The sequence below is a fragment of the Rheinheimera sediminis genome (assembly GCF_004005375.1).
Taxonomy (GTDB): domain Bacteria; phylum Pseudomonadota; class Gammaproteobacteria; order Enterobacterales; family Alteromonadaceae; genus Pararheinheimera.
On the sequence record NZ_RZUF01000008.1, the window covers coordinates 102,465 to 122,206 of the forward strand.

21 protein-coding genes are annotated in these 19,742 nt (G+C 46.0%); all 21 read right to left on the reverse strand.

Annotation, left to right across the window (positions count from 1 at the left end; all coding sequences use genetic code 11):
- Window positions 1-20: 20 nt before the first annotated feature.
- Window positions 21-1,436, reverse strand: a complete 1,416-nt coding sequence (locus tag EMM73_RS07030) for an MBL fold metallo-hydrolase RNA specificity domain-containing protein (RefSeq protein WP_127685735.1) — start codon at window positions 1,434-1,436, stop codon at window positions 21-23.
- 349 nt (window positions 1,437-1,785) lie between these two features.
- Window positions 1,786-2,274, reverse strand: a complete 489-nt coding sequence (locus EMM73_RS07035; RefSeq protein WP_261373346.1) for a DUF2802 domain-containing protein — start codon at window positions 2,272-2,274, stop codon at window positions 1,786-1,788.
- Window positions 2,274-2,768, reverse strand: a complete 495-nt coding sequence (locus EMM73_RS07040; protein WP_127685736.1) for a chemotaxis protein CheW — start codon at window positions 2,766-2,768, stop codon at window positions 2,274-2,276. The genes EMM73_RS07035 and EMM73_RS07040 overlap by 1 nt, the downstream gene beginning before the upstream one ends.
- A gap of 41 nt (window positions 2,769-2,809) precedes the next feature.
- Window positions 2,810-3,568, reverse strand: a complete 759-nt coding sequence (locus EMM73_RS07045; RefSeq protein ID WP_127685737.1) for a chemotaxis protein CheW — start codon at window positions 3,566-3,568, stop codon at window positions 2,810-2,812.
- 1 nt (window position 3,569) lies between these two features.
- Entirely contained in the window at window positions 3,570-4,349 is a 780-nt protein-coding gene (locus tag EMM73_RS07050) for a ParA family protein (protein ID WP_127685738.1), read from the reverse strand.
- A 10-nt stretch (window positions 4,350-4,359) separates the two neighbouring features.
- Window positions 4,360-5,346 (reverse strand): flagellar motor protein MotB, encoded by a 987-nt coding sequence (locus tag EMM73_RS07055; RefSeq protein ID WP_127685739.1) that lies wholly within the window; start codon window positions 5,344-5,346, stop codon window positions 4,360-4,362.
- The gene (locus tag EMM73_RS07060) at window positions 5,347-6,090 is read right to left on the reverse strand and encodes a flagellar motor protein (RefSeq protein WP_127685740.1); all 744 of its coding nucleotides are present in this window, start codon (window positions 6,088-6,090) and stop codon (window positions 5,347-5,349) included. It lies immediately after the preceding gene.
- On the reverse strand, window positions 6,083-7,279 hold the full coding sequence (locus EMM73_RS07065) for a protein-glutamate methylesterase/protein-glutamine glutaminase (protein ID WP_127685741.1): 1,197 nt from the start codon (window positions 7,277-7,279) through the stop codon (window positions 6,083-6,085). The genes EMM73_RS07060 and EMM73_RS07065 overlap by 8 nt, the downstream gene beginning before the upstream one ends.
- 11 nt (window positions 7,280-7,290) lie before the next feature.
- Complete coding sequence (locus tag EMM73_RS07070; RefSeq protein ID WP_127685742.1) at window positions 7,291-9,534, reverse strand: chemotaxis protein CheA; 2,244 nt, start codon at window positions 9,532-9,534, stop codon at window positions 7,291-7,293.
- A 15-nt stretch (window positions 9,535-9,549) separates the two neighbouring features.
- Complete coding sequence (locus EMM73_RS07075; protein ID WP_127685743.1) at window positions 9,550-10,305, reverse strand: protein phosphatase CheZ; 756 nt, start codon at window positions 10,303-10,305, stop codon at window positions 9,550-9,552.
- A gap of 25 nt (window positions 10,306-10,330) precedes the next feature.
- Window positions 10,331-10,702, reverse strand: coding sequence for a chemotaxis response regulator CheY (gene cheY, locus EMM73_RS07080; RefSeq protein ID WP_008898490.1), 372 nt, complete (start codon window positions 10,700-10,702; stop codon window positions 10,331-10,333).
- A gap of 54 nt (window positions 10,703-10,756) precedes the next feature.
- Window positions 10,757-11,476: an RNA polymerase sigma factor FliA gene (locus EMM73_RS07085; protein WP_127685744.1), complete on the reverse strand. Its 720-nt coding sequence runs from the start codon at window positions 11,474-11,476 to the stop codon at window positions 10,757-10,759.
- Window positions 11,473-12,357 (reverse strand): MinD/ParA family protein, encoded by an 885-nt coding sequence (locus EMM73_RS07090; protein WP_186435152.1) that lies wholly within the window; start codon window positions 12,355-12,357, stop codon window positions 11,473-11,475. Before EMM73_RS07090 ends, EMM73_RS07085 begins: the two co-directional genes overlap by 4 nt.
- Window positions 12,350-13,756: a flagellar biosynthesis protein FlhF gene (gene flhF / locus EMM73_RS07095; protein ID WP_127685745.1), complete on the reverse strand. Its 1,407-nt coding sequence runs from the start codon at window positions 13,754-13,756 to the stop codon at window positions 12,350-12,352. The genes EMM73_RS07090 and flhF overlap by 8 nt, the downstream gene beginning before the upstream one ends.
- 10 nt (window positions 13,757-13,766) lie before the next feature.
- Window positions 13,767-15,872, reverse strand: coding sequence for a flagellar biosynthesis protein FlhA (gene flhA / locus EMM73_RS07100; protein WP_127685746.1), 2,106 nt, complete (start codon window positions 15,870-15,872; stop codon window positions 13,767-13,769).
- Window positions 15,873-15,978: 106 nt separating this feature from the next.
- The gene (gene flhB / locus EMM73_RS07105) at window positions 15,979-17,106 is read right to left on the reverse strand and encodes a flagellar biosynthesis protein FlhB (RefSeq protein ID WP_127685747.1); all 1,128 of its coding nucleotides are present in this window, start codon (window positions 17,104-17,106) and stop codon (window positions 15,979-15,981) included.
- Between the two features lie 12 nt (window positions 17,107-17,118).
- Window positions 17,119-17,892 carry a flagellar biosynthetic protein FliR gene (gene fliR / locus EMM73_RS07110; protein ID WP_127685748.1) on the reverse strand — a complete coding sequence of 258 codons (774 nt, stop codon included), beginning with the start codon at window positions 17,890-17,892 and terminating at the stop codon, window positions 17,119-17,121.
- Entirely contained in the window at window positions 17,892-18,161 is a 270-nt protein-coding gene (gene fliQ / locus EMM73_RS07115) for a flagellar biosynthesis protein FliQ (protein ID WP_127685749.1), read from the reverse strand. The genes fliR and fliQ overlap by 1 nt, the downstream gene beginning before the upstream one ends.
- Window positions 18,158-18,904, reverse strand: a complete 747-nt coding sequence (fliP, locus tag EMM73_RS07120) for a flagellar type III secretion system pore protein FliP (RefSeq protein WP_127685750.1) — start codon at window positions 18,902-18,904, stop codon at window positions 18,158-18,160. Before fliP ends, fliQ begins: the two co-directional genes overlap by 4 nt.
- Window positions 18,905-19,312: a flagellar biosynthetic protein FliO gene (fliO, locus tag EMM73_RS07125; protein ID WP_261373347.1), complete on the reverse strand. Its 408-nt coding sequence runs from the start codon at window positions 19,310-19,312 to the stop codon at window positions 18,905-18,907.
- A 38-nt stretch (window positions 19,313-19,350) separates the two neighbouring features.
- Window positions 19,351-19,740, reverse strand: a complete 390-nt coding sequence (gene fliN, locus EMM73_RS07130; RefSeq protein ID WP_127685752.1) for a flagellar motor switch protein FliN — start codon at window positions 19,738-19,740, stop codon at window positions 19,351-19,353.
- Window positions 19,741-19,742 lie beyond the last annotated feature (2 nt).

Genomic DNA, 19,742 nt, shown 5'->3' on the forward strand with positions numbered 1-19,742 from the left:
AAGCTCGCCAATCTGAGCCATTAGCCAATAACAACCTGATAGCCTCGTGCTTGCAGTTGTCGTTTCAGTTCTCGTTTAGCCTCCTCGTCGCCATGTACCAGCCGGATTTGCTCAGGCGCTTTTCGCATGCCCTCAACAAAAGCAAGTAAATCCTGCTGATCTGCATGTGCTGAATACCCACCAAGTTGGATAACTTCAGCCCGCACTGGATATTTTTGTCCATCCAACATTAATTCGCCACCTGCTTTACCTAGCCTGAGTAATGCGGCACCCGGTGTGCCGCGTGCCTGATAGCCAATAAACAGAATTTGATGCTGAGCTGAACCCAGCAAAGCTTTCAGGTAATTGACTACCCTGCCACCGGCACACATGCCACTGGCCGCTATCACTATAGCGGGCCGTCCGGTTTCGGCCAGATACCGGACCAGGTTTTGGTGGTCATCATGAGAGTTTACCGTCAGTAGTTGCTCAAACTGCAAAGGGTGACGGCCATTTTGCGCTCTTTGTTTTGCCTCTTGATCCCAGAACTGTTTTAACTCTTTGTAAGCTGAAGTAAAACCAGCAGCTAAAGGCGAATCAACAATAATATGCAGCTGTTCCCACTTCAGCTCGTTATGAATAGCTTGCCCCCGCATTCGATGAATTATATCTTCGAGCTCATAAAGCAGCTCCTGAGTACGGCCTATACTAAATGCAGGAATAAGAACTGTGCCATTATCGCTCAGCGCTTTCTGCAACATCTGCTGTAAACGCTCTTGGCGGTTTTTACGGTTTTCGTGATTTTTATCGCCATATGTACTTTCAAGTACCAATAAATCGGCACTATCAAGCGGAGTAGGGTCAGGCAGCAAAGGCGTATCTCGTGATCCTAAATCGCCCGAGAACACAGCTTTGTACTCAGCTTGATGTGGAGCAGCTAGTGTGTGTGGAATAGAGTGTCGAATTTCAATATAGGCAGAGCCTAGTATATGACCCGCATTTTGAAAACGCACATCAACAACAGTATCGCAGCCTTCCAGTGGATACCAGTTATTGTAATCACAAGGTCTTAGTTGACGTGAAAGCGCCCGGATGAAGCCGCTGATCAGCCTTTTATTTTTCGTCACGCCCATTTTCAATGCGTCTTCTAAAACCAGCGGCAAGAGCAAAGCAGAGGCCTTGCTGCAATAGATTGGGCCCTTGAAACCAGCAGCTATCAGATAGGGAATACGACCCGCATGATCAATATGCACGTGAGTCAATAGCAAGGCTTGAATGCCATGCAGAGAAAATTCTATTTGGGCAGCGTCTGCTCCCGCTTTGTTCCTGCCCTGTTCGACCCCTTGAAACAAGCCACAATCGATCAGAACACTTTGTTGGCGATTGAAATAATATTGATGGCAGGAGCCTGTTACACCGTCAGTAGCACCATGATGAACAAGAATTGGCTGATGCATAGCTTATCCGGAAATGAAGCTTTCTTTGTCGCTAAACTATAGCAGAATGACGTCAGGTCACAGTGGTTAACCTGATGTGATGGCTTAAGCTGTGAAACTGACCAAAGCTCTTTTCGCTCTTCTGTACCTTGCTTCGTCTAGCCAAAGTCAGCTCTGGCGTACCGCAAAGCGCGCTGAGATCTACAAAAATCTGTGAATGCGGTCAGTAAAGGCTGAAGCTACTGGTATGGATTAGGGCGTGTTTATCTGTCTGATTTATCGCGTTAAATGCACTGTGTTCGACACTCGTTGTTCCGAGTTCATATATGATTAACTGAAATGATTTGAGCCAAGTTTTCTGCTTGTTAGATTATTGAGTTTGCTTATGCAGATTAAATAGCAGTTCAGCTTCTGCCTGTGGCAGTTCGCACTCGAGCATGATTTCATCCAGGCTGGCACCTAGATGGACCATTTTCATGGCTCTGCTGTAAATTTTTGACTCTGGGTCAAACAAATGCAGTGATTTTTGTTGCTCAGCCAATTCCGCAACTTGTTGCATACCTTGGCCAAGATGACTCTCTAATGTCAGAACTCTTTGTCCAACACCAATAACAGTAGACCGCAACTCTTCGATATCCTGATGTGCACGCTTAAGTTTCTGCGCTTGTAGCTCCAACTGCTGACTCAGTTGCTCAAACTGTTGTTGCTGTTGCCAGGTCGCAGCTGCATTTTCATTGATGATACTTAGCAATTTCTTGATTTGGCGTGAACCAAGCATTGCCATAACAGCAGAAAGCAGCAGTATGGCTGCTATGAGTAGCAGCCATACCCATGAGAATTCAGTCAGAAGATTAGCCATTAAATGCTACGGATCTCTTCCCATTCGTCGTCAGATAAAAGCTTGTTCAGATCGACCAGGATTAACAGCTCGCCATCACGATTTGATACCCCTTGAATAAACTTAGCGCTTTCATCAGTGCCTACGTTTGGTGCTGTATCGATTTCAGATTGCTTCAGATACACAACCTCAGCGACGCTGTCGACCATAATACCTATAACCTGCCGTTCTGATTCAATGATCACAATACGGCTATTGTCTGTGACTTCTGAGGGCGCTAAACCAAAACGTGATCGGGTATCAATGACTGTGACGACGTTGCCACGTAAATTGATAATGCCCATCACATAATCAGGCGCACCTGGCACTGGGGCTATGTCGGTGTACCGCAGAACTTCCTGCACCTGCATGACATTAATACCGTAGGTTTCTTCCTGCAGTTTAAAGGTCACCCATTGCAGCACTAAGTCTGTGACTTCTTTAGTTTTGCCAGATTGTGCTGTTAAATTACTCATGCCTAGCTCCTACCCAGAGGTTAAATGCTTGTATTCTGAACTCAGTCTTGACTATTCATGCCCTTTGCCAGTAAAGCGATAAGAGCATCGACATCCAGCAAAGCACACATATGTTGTTTAATTAAACCGGCGAGCCATGGCCTTTTACCTTCGGTCTCCCGCCACTTTACTTCGTCTTGCTCCAGAGCAATAGTGTTGACCAAGGTATCACAAGCCAAACCCCAATGACTATTGCCTAGCATAATAACATATTGATAGTTTAGCTTTTCTGCCAGCTCTTGATCATATTTTTCTGGCATGACCCAAAGTGCAGTATCAACGACGTTAATTTTCTGCTCACGGTATAACATCACGCCTTTAAGCCATTGTGGCTGGCCTGGCAAAGAGCTGACAGGCATTATCTTATGAATACCGCCCAGCGCTTTCAAGGGTAACGCAACTTTTAAGCCTGCGACAGTAAAAAACAACGCTTGAAAACGGCCTTTTCGATATTCTTTCACCACAGGCGCTGCAGCTTGTACAGCTGGAACAACAGCAGCAAGCTTCACTTGCTCTGTAACGGGGGCTAGCGGAGTTGCCACCGGTGCTTTTACAGCTGGAGCCACTACTGGAGCTACAACTGCAGGTTTTACCTGTGCCGGAGTTTTCACAGGGGCAATAACAGGAGCTGAAACAGTCGCCAGTAATGCATTCAGTTGCTGTTTTTTGGCTTGATCAATAGGCGTTTCAACCACGTCCTCTGTCAATAAAGCATTCATGTAATGCTTCATCACTTTTTGGCTGGCTTGTAAATCGCTCATCTTAGTCCTCCGGTGCTAACTGCAATAAATAAGTTAGCAATGTATTGTACGCAAAAACGCCGCGGGATTTTGGCGCGAATACAGGTGGTGGAGTCTGAGCAAGACTGGCATCACGGAATTTGGTGTCTATAGGTATAACAGCTGACCATACTCTCTCCTGATACTGGGCTTTAAGTGCTTTATAAGCATCAAGCGAGGCCTTAGTTCTTTTATCATACATAGTGGGCACTATGGTAAAAGCATAGTCTTGTGGCGATGAGCTATGCATAAGTTGCATTGTAGCAATCATCCGATCCAGACCTTTTAATGCCAAAAATTCGGTTTGCACCGGGATCAGAATTCGATCGCAGGCTGCCATGGCATTCACCATCAACACACCAATAACGGGAGGGCAGTCAATCAATACGTAGTCATAGTCTTTTTCAATTTTTTGCAGAGCTTTTTTCAAAATAAGCCCCATACCACCTTGTTGACCATGCGAGCGGTCCAAAGTAGCCAACGCCATAGACGTTGGTAATATGTCTAAATTGTCCATACCGCTAGGGCAAAGTGACTGCAGGATCTCTTCACCGGTAATATCTTTACCACGCAAAAAAATGTCGTAAACGCTGACTTCCAACTCTTCAGCATCAATGCCAAAGTAGTAAGTCAAAGAGCCATGAGGGTCAGTATCGATCAGTAAAACACGATGACCACGCTGTGCAAGCAAAGCGCCTAAAGTTACTGTGGTGGTCGTTTTGCCAACCCCACCTTTTTGATTTGCGATAGTCCAAACAACCAATTTACTTTTCCTACTGACTAGGTGGTTCTTCTTCGCCTGGTTCAGGCGGTCTGGTCGTGATCCGGATGCCACCATGAGGCAAACGGATCACCCGTATTTTATTCTGTTGCTGCATAGCTGCAGACTCTGCAGCCTGTTCCACTTCGGTTTCAGTCTCAACTGACTCTGACGCTTTAACCGTCACAGGCTGATAAGCATATTTTGACAGAGCTATGACCACCTTACGGTTTTGACTACGACCTTGAGCTGTCGCATTGTCTGCAAAAGGCGAATACTGACCATAGCCTTCAATCGCCATACGCTCGGGAGCTATATCTAAGTCTTCCAATAAACGAACTATAGAGGCAGCCCGGGCGACAGACAATTCCCAGTTGGACGGAAACTGCTCAGTACGAATAGGTACCGAATCAGTATAACCCCGCACCCTTAAAATATTATTCGACTGTTTTAAAATAGCAGTTAATTCAGTCATCACCACAGAAGCTGAGCTATTTGCCCGCGCGCTGCCGCTGCCAAACAATAAACCACTATTTAATTCAACTGTTAACCAATCTTCATCCAATGTTACTTTAGCTAAACCTGACTCGATTAAACTATGCAGAGCCAGATTTATCTCTTTTTGCATTCCCACTAAAGGGCTACCGAATTCTGTCTTGTCGATGTAATCCAGCTTAGGCTTGTCAGCTGACACAGAAGGTCCCTGTGGCTCCTCTAAACCTGAATCATTCAGCTCGAAATCACTTTTTGCCTGACCCGACTCAGGCTTAGTTTGAACCAAGTCGCTCTGACTAGTTGTTGCCGTGATATCCCCTGTCACAAAAACCTTAGCAATAGTGTCCTGCACAGCCTTAATCTGCTCCCGCTCCATGGTGGCCATCGAATAGAGCACAACAAAAAGTGCAAACAACAGGGTCATGTAGTCAGCGTAAGACACCAACCAACGTTCTGCGTCTGACTTCTCAGGTTCAATGGCTGGCGAACGGCGAGGTCTGTACATTTAAGCTGCTCTGTATGCCATCAACTTAGATTCTACATAACGAGGGTTTTCACCTAAAGCTATAGAACACAAACCTTCAATAATCATGGAGTGAAATAGCGCTCGCTCCTCAACTAACGCTCTGATTTTATTAAAGATAGGTATAAAAACAAAGTTAGCTAAACCCACACCGTAAATAGTAGCGACAAAAGCTATAGCTATACCTTGACCTAAGTCGTCGGGGTTAGAAATATTGGATAAGGCTAAAATAAGCCCTAACACAGCGCCCACTATACCTATAGTCGGACTGTAGCCCCCCATGGCTTCGAACACCTTGGCCGCTCTTAATAAACGTTCTTTGTCCAGATGCAGCTCAGTATCAAGAATATCCTGCAGTACTTTAGCTTCTGTGCCGTCTACCAATAAGTTTAAACCGCGTTTTAGTAGAGGTTCTTTTTCATTTAATGCATCCTGTTCCAAGGACAAAAAACCTTGCAACCGCGCTGAGTGCCCCCACTGAGTCATGCGTTCGATCGTCGCGTCAAAATCAAGCTTAGGCGGCCGGATCACCCAAGGCAGCAGACTGATACTCAACCGAAACTGCGAGGCAGGACTTTGAATAAGCACAGCACCCAAAGTACCACCAAACACAATCACAAAGGCGGGCCAATGCAACAAAGTGAAGACGTCGCCACCTTCCTGACTAAAGCCCCCTACTATGGCAACTAATACAATCAGGATCCCGGCAAAAGTAAGCTTATCCATTGCCTACTTCGGAAACAATGCGAGTAGCTACTTCAGATAACGCCACTTCAAGATCTGTTAAGCCAGCAGCAGTAACGGCTTGTGGCATGCCATAGACCACACAACTGGCTTCATCCTGAGCCCAAATACGGGAACCAGCCTGTTTAAGCAGACGAGCACCCTCCCGACCATCCGAGCCCATACCTGTCAGCACTATAGCCAGCACTTTGTCGTTAAAAACTTTTGCTGCGGTACCAAAAGTAACATCTACACTGGGCTTAAAGGTGATACGAGGAGAATCATCTTCACGCACCCTAAGCCTGGCCTGATTTTCATTCCCATCTACCAGCATTTGTTTACCACCTGGAGCTAAATAAGCTACGCCAGGACGCAACACATCGTTGTCTGCTGCTTCTTTCACTTCAATTTTAGCCAGACCATTTAACCGGCTGGCAAAAGCACCGGTGAAGGCCGCAGGCATATGCTGAATAAGGACTATCGGCAAAGGGAAATTGGCCGGCAAAGCGGTGATAATTTGCTGCAACGCAACAGGTCCACCGGTAGAAGTGCCGATAGCAACCAGTTTGTAGTTTTTGCCGCTGGAATCAAAGCTGACTGAACGATGAGTTTCGGCCCGCTCTGCAGCACGAGTTTGCAATTCAGCACGCTCAGCTAAGGCTCTGGCAGCAAGGCTTTGAGCCAAAGGCGCTCTCGCTGGTATAGCGGTTGAGCTTGCTGCAGGCGTAGCTGAAGCACGGGATGCTAAGATGGAATTGGCAGACCCGGTTAAACTTGAGGGTCTGCTGATCACGCGACGTCTGGCGACTGTCTTGACACGCTGACGCAACACATCAGCGGCTTCTGCTTTGTCACGAGCAATGTCTTCAAATTTCTTCGGCAGGAAGTCGATAGCGCCGGCTTCTAATGCGTCTAAAGTGGCTTTTGCACCTTCATGCGTCAGCGAGGAGAACATCAGAATGGGAGTACGTTGGACTTTTAAAATTTCACGTACAGCCTGAATGCCATCCATTACCGGCATTTCGATGTCCATCGTAATGACGTCAGGCCTTAAGGCTAAAGCTTTTTCTACCGCCTCTTTGCCATTATTGGCGGTAGCGATGACCTCTAACTCGGCATCCTGACTCAGTATTTCCGTCAGTCGGCGACGGAAAAAACTGGAGTCATCAACAACTAATACCCTTATGGTCATAGTTCACTCTCTTAAGCTGAGAACTTGTCAAAGCGATCAAATTTTATTTTGGAGCGTTTGGCATAATGTTTCAGCAAGTTAGGCACATCCAGAATAAGGGCTATACCACCGTCTGACGTAATAGTAGCGCCAGCCATACCAGGTGTACCTTGCAGTAAGGCATCCAGAGGCTTGATCACTACTTCTTCCTGACCAATCAAAGAGTCCACTACAAAACCAATTTGCTGAGTGCCGATTTGCACTATCACCACATGGCCCTGCTCGCGGCGTATCTTCTTGGTCGAGCCTCTGACGAGCCAGTGCTCGAGGTAAAACAACGGTATAGCTTTGTTTCTGACCACTATAGTCAACTGACCATCAACATTATTTGTCTTAGCTAAGTCCAGATGGAAAATTTCATTCACTGTAGCTAAAGGCAAAGCGAAGGTCTGCTCACCTACTATCACCATCAAGGTAGGTAAGATCGCCAGAGTTAAGGGCACTTTAATCTCAAGAATAGTACCCTGACCCAGTTTAGAATTGATATGCACAGTGCCATTGAGCTGGGTAATTTTGGTTTTCACCACGTCCATACCCACACCACGGCCCGAAATATCAGAAATTTGTTCTTTGGTTGAGAAACCTGGCGCAAAAATCAGATTGAAGGCTTCAGTGTCTGACATACGAGCTGCGGCATCAGGCTCAAGCACACCGCGTTTAATGGCTATGCCCTTCAGTTTTTCTGGATCCATACCTGCACCATCATCTGTGATGGTTAACAAAATATGGTCACCAGCCTGAGATGCGGCTAACCGGACTAAACCTGTGCGTGGTTTACCCGCTTTCACACGAACATCAGGCATCTCGATGCCGTGATCAACCGAGTTTCGCACTAAGTGAACTAATGGATCAGCCAGAGCTTCCACCAGATTTTTATCTAAATCTGTTTCTTCGCCTTCCAGCACCAGATTGATATCTTTTTGCAGCGAACGGGCTAAATCCCGAACTACTCGAGGGAAGCGACCAAAGACTTTTTTGATCGGCTGCATCCGGGTTTTCATCACTGCGCCCTGTAAGTCTGCAGTCACTACGTCCAGGTTAGCTATGGCTTTGCTCATTTCTTCATTTTGAGCCGAGCCGGATAAACTGACTAAACGGTTACGCACCAAAACCAACTCGCCGACCATATTCATGATCTGATCCAAACGTTTGGTATCAACACGAACCGTAGTTTCAGGTTGATTCGCAGCAGCTTTAGGATCCGCATCAGCATCTTTTGCTGCTGCAGCAACAGGTGCAGCTTTTGGCGCTGGTGCAGGAGGTGCAGCCGGAGTTGCAACTTTTGCGGGTTCAACGGCTTTGGCAGCAGCTTTTGCAACTGGAACGACCTTAGCTGCAGCAGCAGCGGCTTCAGCTGGACCGATCGGAGCTTTGCCTTTACCGTGTAATTCATCCAACAAAGATTCAAACTCATCGTCAGAGATATCGTCTGTATTGGCTACCTTAGGTTTTTCTTCAGTTTTAGCCGGCGCCTTGTCTACAGCTTTTGGCACTGCAGCTGCTGTTTCTCCGGGTATAAAGGAACCCTGACCATGCAATTGATCTAAAATGGCTTCAAATTCATCGTCAGTAATGTCTTCGCTTGCGGTTTCTTTAGTCGCAGGAGGTGGTAAGTTTGCAGAGGTATCACGGCCGGGCGCACCGCTGCCATGCAATTCATCCAGTAAAGATTCAAACTCATCATCGCTGATTTCGTCAATAGACGCAGAGCTTTCAACAGCTGGTGCAGCTGCAAACTCTACCACAGCATCAAATTCTTCCATGCTGATTTCAGGTTCTGGTTCAGGTTCTGCAGCAGGAGCGTGCTGGGTCTGTTCATCTTCAGACTCTGGCATACTCAGACGGTGCAGAGCTTCGATAATAGCAGGGTCAGCAGGGGTTAAAGGAGCGCGATTTTGCACGTCTGCAAACATAGCATTGACCGCATCAAGCGCTTGTAAGATAACATCCATCAATTCTGCAGTAACACGGCGTTTGCCGGTACGAAGAATATCAAACACGTTTTCGGCGCCATGACAGGCGTCTACTAATTCTGTCAGCGATAAAAACCCAGCGCCACCTTTAACAGTGTGAAAACCACGGAAAATGGCATTTAATAAATTTGCGTCATCCGGATTGTTTTCCAACTCAACCAACTGCTCTTGCAGTAGTTCAAGGATCTCGCCGGCTTCGACTAGGAAATCCTGTAAAATATCCTCATCTAAATCAAAGCCCATGCTACAGCTCCCCTTTTAGAAACCTAAACTTGATAATAAATCGTCAACATCATCCTGACCGGACACCACATCATCACGCTCTGCTGCGTCGATAATAGGGCCTTCAGCTTCGTGACCTGCTTTTGGTTTTTTTGATACGGCTGCGGGACGCGCTTCCGTGCTCAGATTGGTCTGGCCAAAGGCTGTTAATAAACCAATTAAGCTGTCTTCCACTTCCCGGACCAATTCGATGACCCGCCGTAAAATCTGCCCCGTCAAATCCTGATAATCCTGCGCCATCAAAACTTCGGTCAGCCTCGCATGTAAGGTAGCAGAGTTTCCGGTGGCTTGATGCAAAAAGCCATTAAGATTGTGACATAAGGCTTTGAACTCACCGACTTTTAAATCGCGACTCATCAGCTTTTGCCAGTTTGGCAAAATAGATTGTAAGTGGGAATTCAATTCGTCGGCTATTGGGAGACAGTTTTCTACAGCATCCATGGTTTTATTGGCGGCTTGTTCTGTCATATCGATTACATGATTCAAGCGTTTTTTGGCGTCCGGAATATCATCTTCCAGCAACGAACTTAAAGATGGATCAATTTGGAAGCTTTTTAACGAGTCATGCAATTGCCGGGTCAGTTTTCCAACCTCGGCAAATAACTCAGAAGAACCAGGAACGGCCAACTGTTGTACCAGTTCATTTGCTGCGTCGGTTTCACCAAACTCCAACAATTGAACCAGTTCTCTGGCTTGCTCTAAAGTAATCAAAGGTGCCGTAGTTACAGACATAGTGTACTCCTTTGTCGGTTACGGTTTAACCTAAGCGTTCGAATACTTTAGCCAGTTTTTCCTGTAAGGTCGCAGCGGTAAAAGGTTTGACAATGTAACCGTTCACTCCAGCCTGTGCAGCAGCAATGATCTGTTCCTTTTTGGCTTCAGCGGTAACCATCAGCACAGGAATATGTTTCAGCTTAGCATCAGCACGAATTGCACGAAGCAAGTCTATACCCTGCATACCTGGCATGTTCCAGTCTGTCACTACAAAATCGAAATCACCATTTTGCAACATAGGCAAAGCGGTACTGCCGTCATCAGCTTCAGACACATTGGTGAAGCCAAGATCTCTTAGCAGGTTTTTAATAATGCGTCTCATGGTTGAGAAATCATCAACCACAAGAATTTTCATATTCTTATCCAAAATCCCCTCCGGTGAGAGCCCAAGCTGGACTAACTCAAACTATTACAACCAATCCTGCATTCTGGAGCGCAAGCGCACCAGCGCCTGACTATGAATTTGACTGACTCTGGACTCACTGACATCCAGCACAGCACCAATCTCTTTCAAATTTAGTTCGTCATTATAATACAGAGACAACACTATCGCTTCTCGCTCCGGTAAGCTACTGATATTTTTTATCAACGCCTGTTGAAACGCATCAGTTGCCTGTTGTTCATACAAATGATCGTCATCTTTATCATTTGCCGTCACTAAAACATCATCCGAGATGCCCAGATCTTCGATACCAATAATTCGACCACTGCTGGCATCACTCAACATATGATGATACTCATCTAAGGATATATCAAGTTTTTCAGCAACTTCACTATCTTTTACATCACGACCCAGTTCAGCTTCCAGTTCTGCGATAGCCTCAGCTATCATACGAGAATTGCGGTGCACCGAGCGTGGAGTCCAGTCGCCGCGGCGAATTTCATCCAGCATAGCACCTCGAATACGAATACCAGCAAAGGTTTCAAAACTTGCTCCTTTACTGCCATCAAAATTTTTCGCCGCTTCAATCAGCCCAATCATACCCGATTGAATTAAGTCATCGACCAATACACTAGCGGGTAACCGGGCTAACAAGTGGTAAGCAATACGCTTCACCAAAGGGGCATGCCGCTCGACCATTTGAGTTAGTTGATCTGCGGCGCCATAGGCTGCAAGCTTGCTATTCAAACCAGACCTCTCGCTTCAGGTTGTTGTACCAACTGCTCTAAAAAGAATTCCAGATGACCGGAGGCCACAGGAGGCACAGGCCATTGTACGGCACGGGTTGCTAAAGTTCGTATAGCCAAGGAAGCGGGCGTTTTTGGAAAAGCATCCACAAAGGCTTTTTGCTTACGAGCCGCTTTTCTTACGTTCTCGTCAAAAGGAATAGTAGCAACTAATTCCAGACTGACATCTAAAAATCGATCCGTGACCCGACTTAACTTAGCAAACAACTCCTGACCTTCTTTTAAACTGCGCACCATATTGGCGACAATTTTAAAACGTTGCACACCGTGTTCACGACTAAGGATTTTCATCAATGCATAGGCATCTGTGATTGATGAGGGCTCATCACAGACCACCACTAAAACATCTTGAGAAGCACGGGAAAAGCTTAGCACCATGTCTGAAATACCTGCAGCAGTATCAACCAGCAGAATATCAAAACGTGTCCGCATTTCGCTAAAAGCACGAATAAGGCCAGCATGCTCTACTGGTTTTAACTCAGTCATGGATTGAGTACCTGAGGTCGCAGGCACTATTTTGATACCGAAAGGCCCCTCGATAAGAATATCATCCAGCTCAGCTTCGCCAGATAACACATGAAATAAGTTTTTCTGGACCCGCAGTCCAAGCATGACGTCGCAATTTGCCAACCCCAGGTCAGCATCCAAAACCAATACTTTTTTACCCAGTTGAGCCATAGCCATAGCAAGGTTCAATGTCACGTTGGTTTTACCTACGCCACCTTTCCCCCCTGTCACTGCTATTACTTTTACCATCTGTTGCTGTTGGTTCATTCTTCTCAGGCCACTGGCTTGATCATCATTCATCGGAAGATTATGCATAGGTTCCTTCCACCCGGGTCACTGCATCTGAATACCACTGGTAACCCGTACTACTATTAGAGGTCCGTAACTGCTCTGCCTTGGCAACCATTGTTTTTGCGTCTGCCATTTCAATATCTTCAGGGACTCGTTGGCCATGAGTCAAGTAACTGACCGGTAACGCATTTTGTATTGCCACGTTAATGATTTCTCCCAAACTTAAGCATTCATCAAGTTTGGTGAAAATACAACCCGCTAATGGAATACGTTTGAAATGCTCAACGGTTTCCTGCATGACGCGAGCTTGAGATGTTGCAGACAATACCAGATAACTTTTTATTTTGACACGCGAATTATGCACTAAGGAGGCAAGTTTTTCAGCTAAACGAACATCTCGCTGGCTCATACCGGCAGTATCAATCAGTATCAATTTACGTTGTTGTAACTGATTTAACAGCATAGCTAACTCTTCGCTATCTTTCACCTGCTTTACCGGGCAACCTATAATCCGGCCAAAGGTAGCCAGTTGCTCGTAGGCACCGATGCGGAATGAATCCGTAGTGATTAACGCCACCTGATCTGCACCATGGCGCTTTGCAAATTGAGCAGCCAGCTTAGCCACAGTAGTGGTTTTTCCTACACCAGTAGGACCAACCAAAGCCACAACTCCGCCACGGCGCATAATATCGTCATTGGTGGTACTCAACTGCCCGGTCAGTAACTCCAACGCGCTATCCCAAGCTTCAGCATCGCTAATGTCTTCAGGCATAAAACAAGCAATCTGATCGGATACAGGCTCGGATAACCCCAGAGCTAACAGCTTTTCAATCACCAAAGCACGGACAGGTTCACGCCGGGCTAAATCCTGCCACATCAGTCCAGATACCTGATGTTGCAATAGTTGCTTCATCGACGACATTTCGTTACGCATGGCATCAAACTGCTTTTGCATCAGTTTGGCTTGTTGCTCCTGATAACGGGTTAACTCGCTCAGGTTTAAAGCTGAAGCGCCGGAAGATTGACGTTCACTATCGACAGTTGCTGAATTTGCGACCGAAAATAACGCATTGGTTGCCGCAGCTGTTTTTGCAGCCGCCATTTTATTGGCAGAGATAGCCTGTGCAGCCGCAGGTTGTTTACTAATTTGCCGGGCCAACAGGGCCTGCAGAGAATCGGCGGGTGCAGGTTCAGCCTCATCATCCACTTTGATATTGACACGAGCGCCAACAGCAGGCTGAGCTGAGGCTTGAATTTCTGACGCAGCCTTAGCTGGCAAGGCTTCGGGGTCAATAGCAGCCACAATTTCAACACCGCCAGCTACCTTTTTATTCGACAGAATAATAGCATCAGGGCCTAAAAACTCTTTAACTTCTGTCAAAGCAGTACGCATGTCTTTGGCAACAAAGCGTTTGATTTTCATAGCTTAACTCCTAATTCGACTGGCCTACCACACTGACAATGCGGATTTGTTTGTTGTCAGGGATCTCTTGGTAAGACAAAACCCGTAATCCTGGAATACTGTATTTCACGAATCGTGCCATAACTGATCGAAGAATACCGGACGTCAGTAAAACTGCTGGTTCGCCAGCCAGTTCCTGGTTCTGACAAGCGCTGGCCAGGGACTGTTGAATACGCTCAGCCAGACCTGGCTCAATGCCTGCGCCATCATTGCCAGCGGATTGCATTGACTGATGTAACATTTGTTCTAAATCAGGTGCGAAAGTGATCACTGGAACTTCTGGGGCACTCCCTACCACTTCCTGAATGATCAGACGTTTTAAGGCGACGCGACAGGAGGCGGTTAACACATCGACATCCTGACTCTTAGCCCCGTAGTCTACTAATGTTTGTACTATAGTGCGCATATCCCGGATAGGCACGCCTTCATGCAGCAGGTTTTGCAGCACTTTCACGACTATGGTCAGTGGCAAGGTATCAGGCACCAGAGCCTCCACCAGCTTAGGTGAAGACTTGGCCAACATATCCAGTAAGTTCTGTACTTCCTCATGCCCCAGCAACTGAGCTGCATTGTTAGTTAGGATTTGGCTTAAGTGAGTGGCCACTACTGTGGCTGCGTCTACCACTGTATAACCTAAGGTTTGCGCATGTTCACGCTGGTTTTTAGCTATCCAGACCGCTTCTAGACCAAAAGCAGGATCTTTAGTGGCTATACCTTTTACAGTACCGAAGACCTGACCCGGATTGATAGCCAGTTCGTTATCATGACGAAGCTCAGACTCTCCAGTGGTCACCCCCATCATAGTGACCCTGTAGGTATTAGGTTCAAGATCAAGATTGTCGCGGATATGCACGGCTGGGACCAGGAATCCCAGCTCCTGAGATAGTTTTTTACGCACACCTTTGATCCGGGTCAGCAGCTCTCCGCCCTGAGCTTTGTCGACCAAAGGAATGAGCCGGTAACCTACTTCTAAACCTATAGTATCGACAGGTTGTACATCATCCCAGCCAATTTCTTTAACAGGAGCAACTTCAACAGGGGTCGTCATTTCGGCTTTTTTGATAGCTGCAGCTTTTTCTGGGGTTGGATGCTCTATTCTGTACAGATAATAAGCTGCACCACCCACTATTGCCGCCAGAGTTAAAAAAGCGACATGGGGCATACCAGGTACTATGCCCATAATAGTCAGGATAGCGGAGGCGAGCACCAGAACTTTGAAATTGCTAAACTGGCCCGCCATTTGAGTACCAAAATCACCGTCTTTATTCTGACGGGTGACGATAATGGCGGTACCAACTGATAACAACAAGCCAGGTATTTGTGCAACCAGACCATCACCTATGGTCAGTAAAGTATAGATTTCAACAGCTTCCATAAAAGGTAAATCGTGCTGCAAAACACCAATGACTAAACCGCCTATGATATTGATCACCATGATCACAATACCAGCCATGGCGTCGCCTTTAACGAATTTATTCGCACCATCCATAGAGCCATAAAAATCGGCCTCTTCGCCTATCTCTTCACGGCGTTTACGGGCTTGGTCAGCATCGATGAAACCTGCATTCAAATCAGCATCTATCGCCATTTGTTTGCCCGGCATAGCATCTAAGGTAAAACGAGCAGTTACTTCTGAAATTCGGGCGGCACCAGAGGTGACTACCATCATATTGATGATGACAAGAATAATAAAAACCACCAGACCCACAGCATAATTGCCACCTATGACGACTTCACCGAAGGCTTCAACAACTTTACCTGCGGCATCCGGGCCGTTATGGCCTTCAAGTAGGATCACCCGAGTACTGGCAATATTGAGGGTTAACCTCATGATAGTAGCCACCAGAATCACACTGGGAAATATGGCAAAATCTAAGGGTTTTCTGGTGTAGATGGTAATTAACAGTACCACTAAGCCTAATGTGATATTAAAGGTAAATAAAATATCCAACATCAAAGGTGGTAGTGGCAGCACAACCATGGCTAAAGCAGCCAGGATCATAAGAGGAGTGCCTATACCTTTGATATAAGACAGCACTTCGGGGTCAATACGGGAAAATACTTGGGTCACCGACATATAAGGCCTGACAAATAACTGACGCTACAGGCTGATATACAAAAACCGTTCCATAAAAATCAAGGCGGCACAAATTAGCGTTTAATAATGTGATCGGCCTCCATTTTTAGTGCCGGTAATCTTCGGGTATAGGTAAGTCTTTCGTCAGATTTTTCGGGCGTTTTCCTTTCCCTTTTTTATACATATTCAGTTGATAGACGTAAGCAAGAACCTGAGCGACGGCCGCAAACAACTGCTCTGGGATAGGATGATCCAACTCTGTGGTGTAAAAAATTGAACGGGCTAAGGCAGGTGATTCGAGCACTGGCACTTTGTTTTCTTCTGCCAAACGACGGATATAAAGCGCCATCTCATCCGCCCCCTTAGCAACAACCAATGGCGCTCTGAATTTAGCCTGGTCGTATTTAAGCGCAACAGCAAAGTGAGTCGGGTTAGTGACCACAACATCAGCTGTTGGAACAGCAGCTATCATTCGGCGGCGCGCAGCCTGATATTGCAGACTACGGATCCGACCTTTGACGCGAGGGTCACCTTCGGAATTTTTGTACTCGTCCTTGACTTCCTGCAAGGTCATTTTTAATTCTTTATGATGTTTCCAGCTCTGATAAGGCGCATCTATGGCCGCTATCACTATGACACTAAAACAAATGCCAAAAAACACCCAGGCTAAAATCTCTGCAGAAGCAAAAATATCTTCTGGGTTTGTCATTAGCGACAAGGCCATGATGTCGTCGAAAAAGGTAGAGAGCAAGGCAAAAGTTAATCCGCCTATCACTAGTACTTTGGCAATACTTTTAATCAACTCCACTATAGCCTGCAGACCAAACATCCGTTTGATCCCAGCGACAGGGTTGAGCTTGCTCCATTTAAAGCCAACAGCTTGCCAGGTAAAGTTATAACCACCGACCAACACACTTCCGACATAAGCCGCCAGCAAAATCAGTAAAAAAAATTTCAATAATCCGGGAAATAATTCTGTCAGAGCGTCTCCCCATACAGAAAACATCGAATAAGGATTAAAAATGTCTTTTTCATCCAAGGACAACAAACGACGACAAACCTCCAGCACGGCAGCCGCAATCTCTTTACCAAAAATTAAAACACCGGCACTGCTTCCTACCAGCACAGCAAAAGTAGCAAAGTCCCTGGACCGGGCAATTTGGCCTTTATCTCGGGTGTCGCTCAGCTTTTTACTGGTGGGTTCTTCGGTTTTTTCTTGACCTGAATCTGCCATAACAGCCTCCTCTTAACAGCCAATTAACTTGCAGGTGTATTCGATACCGTGCTGCCAATTCAGATTAAAATGAAACAAAAAGGTATCCATAGTCAGCCACATAATCAGTAAACCTGCCAACATGCTGATGGGCATACCTATGGAAAAAATATTTAATTGAGGTGCTGTTCGGGTTAACACGCCAAAAGCGATATTCACCACTAGCATTGCAGTGACTGGCGCCAAGGTAATGGCGAGAGCCGTCACTATGATCCAGCTACCAAACTCTGCTACTTGCCAGTATTTATTAACATCCAGCCACTGGCCGTTAATAGGTAAAGTTTCAAAACTAAATACGACCATCTGAAACATAATCAAATGACCGTCATACACCAAAAACAATAAGGTCGCTAAAATCAAATAGAACTGACCTATAGCCGGCACAGAAACACCATTGGCAGGATCAGCCATAGCTGCAAAACCCAAACCGGTTTGAGTCGCCAAAATTTGACCTGCAGTGACAAAAGCCTGAACAAAAATTTGTGAAATAAAGCCAATTGCCAGACCGATCAGAATTTGCTGAATCATTTGCACCACCAGATTCAGCGACATCAGGTTCACATCTCTCACTGGCGGTACTACTGGCATGATCATCACAATAAAAGCTGCACAAAATGCAGCTTTCACGCGGGTGGGAATATTTTTTGCACCAAAAGCCACCATAATAAACATCATGGCTGACACGCGGGCAAAAGGCAGCATAAAGTCAGCAATCACCTGAAGTAGTTGCTGTAATGGATACTCCATCAGCTTACTACCGTAGGAATGCTCATGTAGAGTTTCTCGGTGTAATCCATCAGTGTTTGGGTCAGCCAGTGACCACCGTACATCAGGGCCAGCAAAGTGACTATTAAACGCGGCAAAAAGCTTAAGGTTTGTTCGTTGATCGAGGTTGCAGCCTGAAAAATTGACACAATCAAGCCAACAATGAGCGACGGAATAATGGCCATAGAAACGATCAGAATCACCAGCCACAGCGCATCATTCAAAATATCAACAAAAACCTCTGGACTCATGTTCCCACTCCGTAGCTAGTGGCTAAAGTCCCCATCACTAATAACCAGCCATCCACTAAAACAAACATCATCAGTTTAAAGGGCAAGGCAATAATCATAGGGGACAACATCATCATCCCCATGGCCATCAAAATACTGGCTACCACTAAATCTATTATCAGAAATGGGATAAAAATCATAAAACCAATTTGAAATGCTGTTTTTAGCTCGCTGGTGACAAAAGCGGGGATCACTATAGTAATAGGCAAGTCGGCAACATTATCGACTTTGGGTGTTCCGGCAATCTCAGCAAAAGTTTCTAAATCTTTCATCCGGGTTTGATGCAACATAAAAGCTTTCATTGGCTTTATCGCCTCATCAAAAGCCTGAATGGAGGTCATTTCTTCCGCCAGATAAGGTTGTAGTGCTTTTTGATTCACTTCATCAAAAACCGGCGCCATGATAAAAAACGTCATAAACAACGTAATACCTATCAGTATCTGGTTTGAAGGTGAAGACTGTAACCCTATGGCCTGACGCAAAATAGCCAGCACCACAATAATACGGGTAAAACAGGTCATCATAATGACCATGGCTGGCAGGAAACTCAGTGCAGTCATGACTGCGAGAACTTGCAGCGTCACACTATAATCCTGAGAACCATCCGGATTGGTGGTAACAGACAATGCGGACAAGCCGCCGCCCTGCTGGGCCAGCAAATCAGGAGATAACAATAAAAGTACTATCGCAATTAGTGGCCACATTTAAGAATTCGACTTTTGTTTTTTTATTAACGCCTGAAGTTGAGCACGCCAATCAGGCGTTAGATGATCATCTGGCAGTGGTTGCTCTAACTCAAACAGCATATTAATTTGATTGGCTGTTACGCCAAGCACCCTTTGTTTACCTTGCACTTCAATAACAAGTAAGCGTTCACGCGGTCCCAGCATGACTGAACTGATAATTTTTACGTGGCTCGAGCCTGGTAGTTTTATTGCCAGCTTTTTATAGAGCCAGGCTAAACCCAGCATCAATGCCAGCACCACCATCAAAGAACCAAACACATTGATAATATTCATGGCATTCATGCCATTACCAGCCATAGAAGGGCTAGCTGTGACCGTTGTTTCAGCCGCTATGTCTGCAGCCATAGCCTGAACAGTGTTGAACACTGCCAGACTCAAGACCGAAAGACAAAGACCGCAGCGCATCAACGCAACTTCTTAATGCGTTCAATCTGACTGATGACGTCGGTCAGACGGATACCAAATTTGTCGTTGACTACAACCACTTCACCGTGCGCTATTAAAGTGCCATTCACCAATACATCCAGTGGTTCACCGGCCAGACGTTCCAGCTCAACAACAGAGCCTTGGTTCAGTTGCAGTAAATTACGGATACTGATTTTGGCACGACCTACTTCCATAGAGATAGTGACAGGTATATCTAAAATAGTGTCAAGTTTGCGTTTTTCATCGACCGTCAGTTGAGCTGGTTCTTCTTTTAATTCATCCAGTTCGACTGCTGTGGCACCAGTGCCACCCTCGGCTTCGGCTAGAGCAGCAGCCCACTCGTCCATCGTATCTTGTTCATTGGCCATGA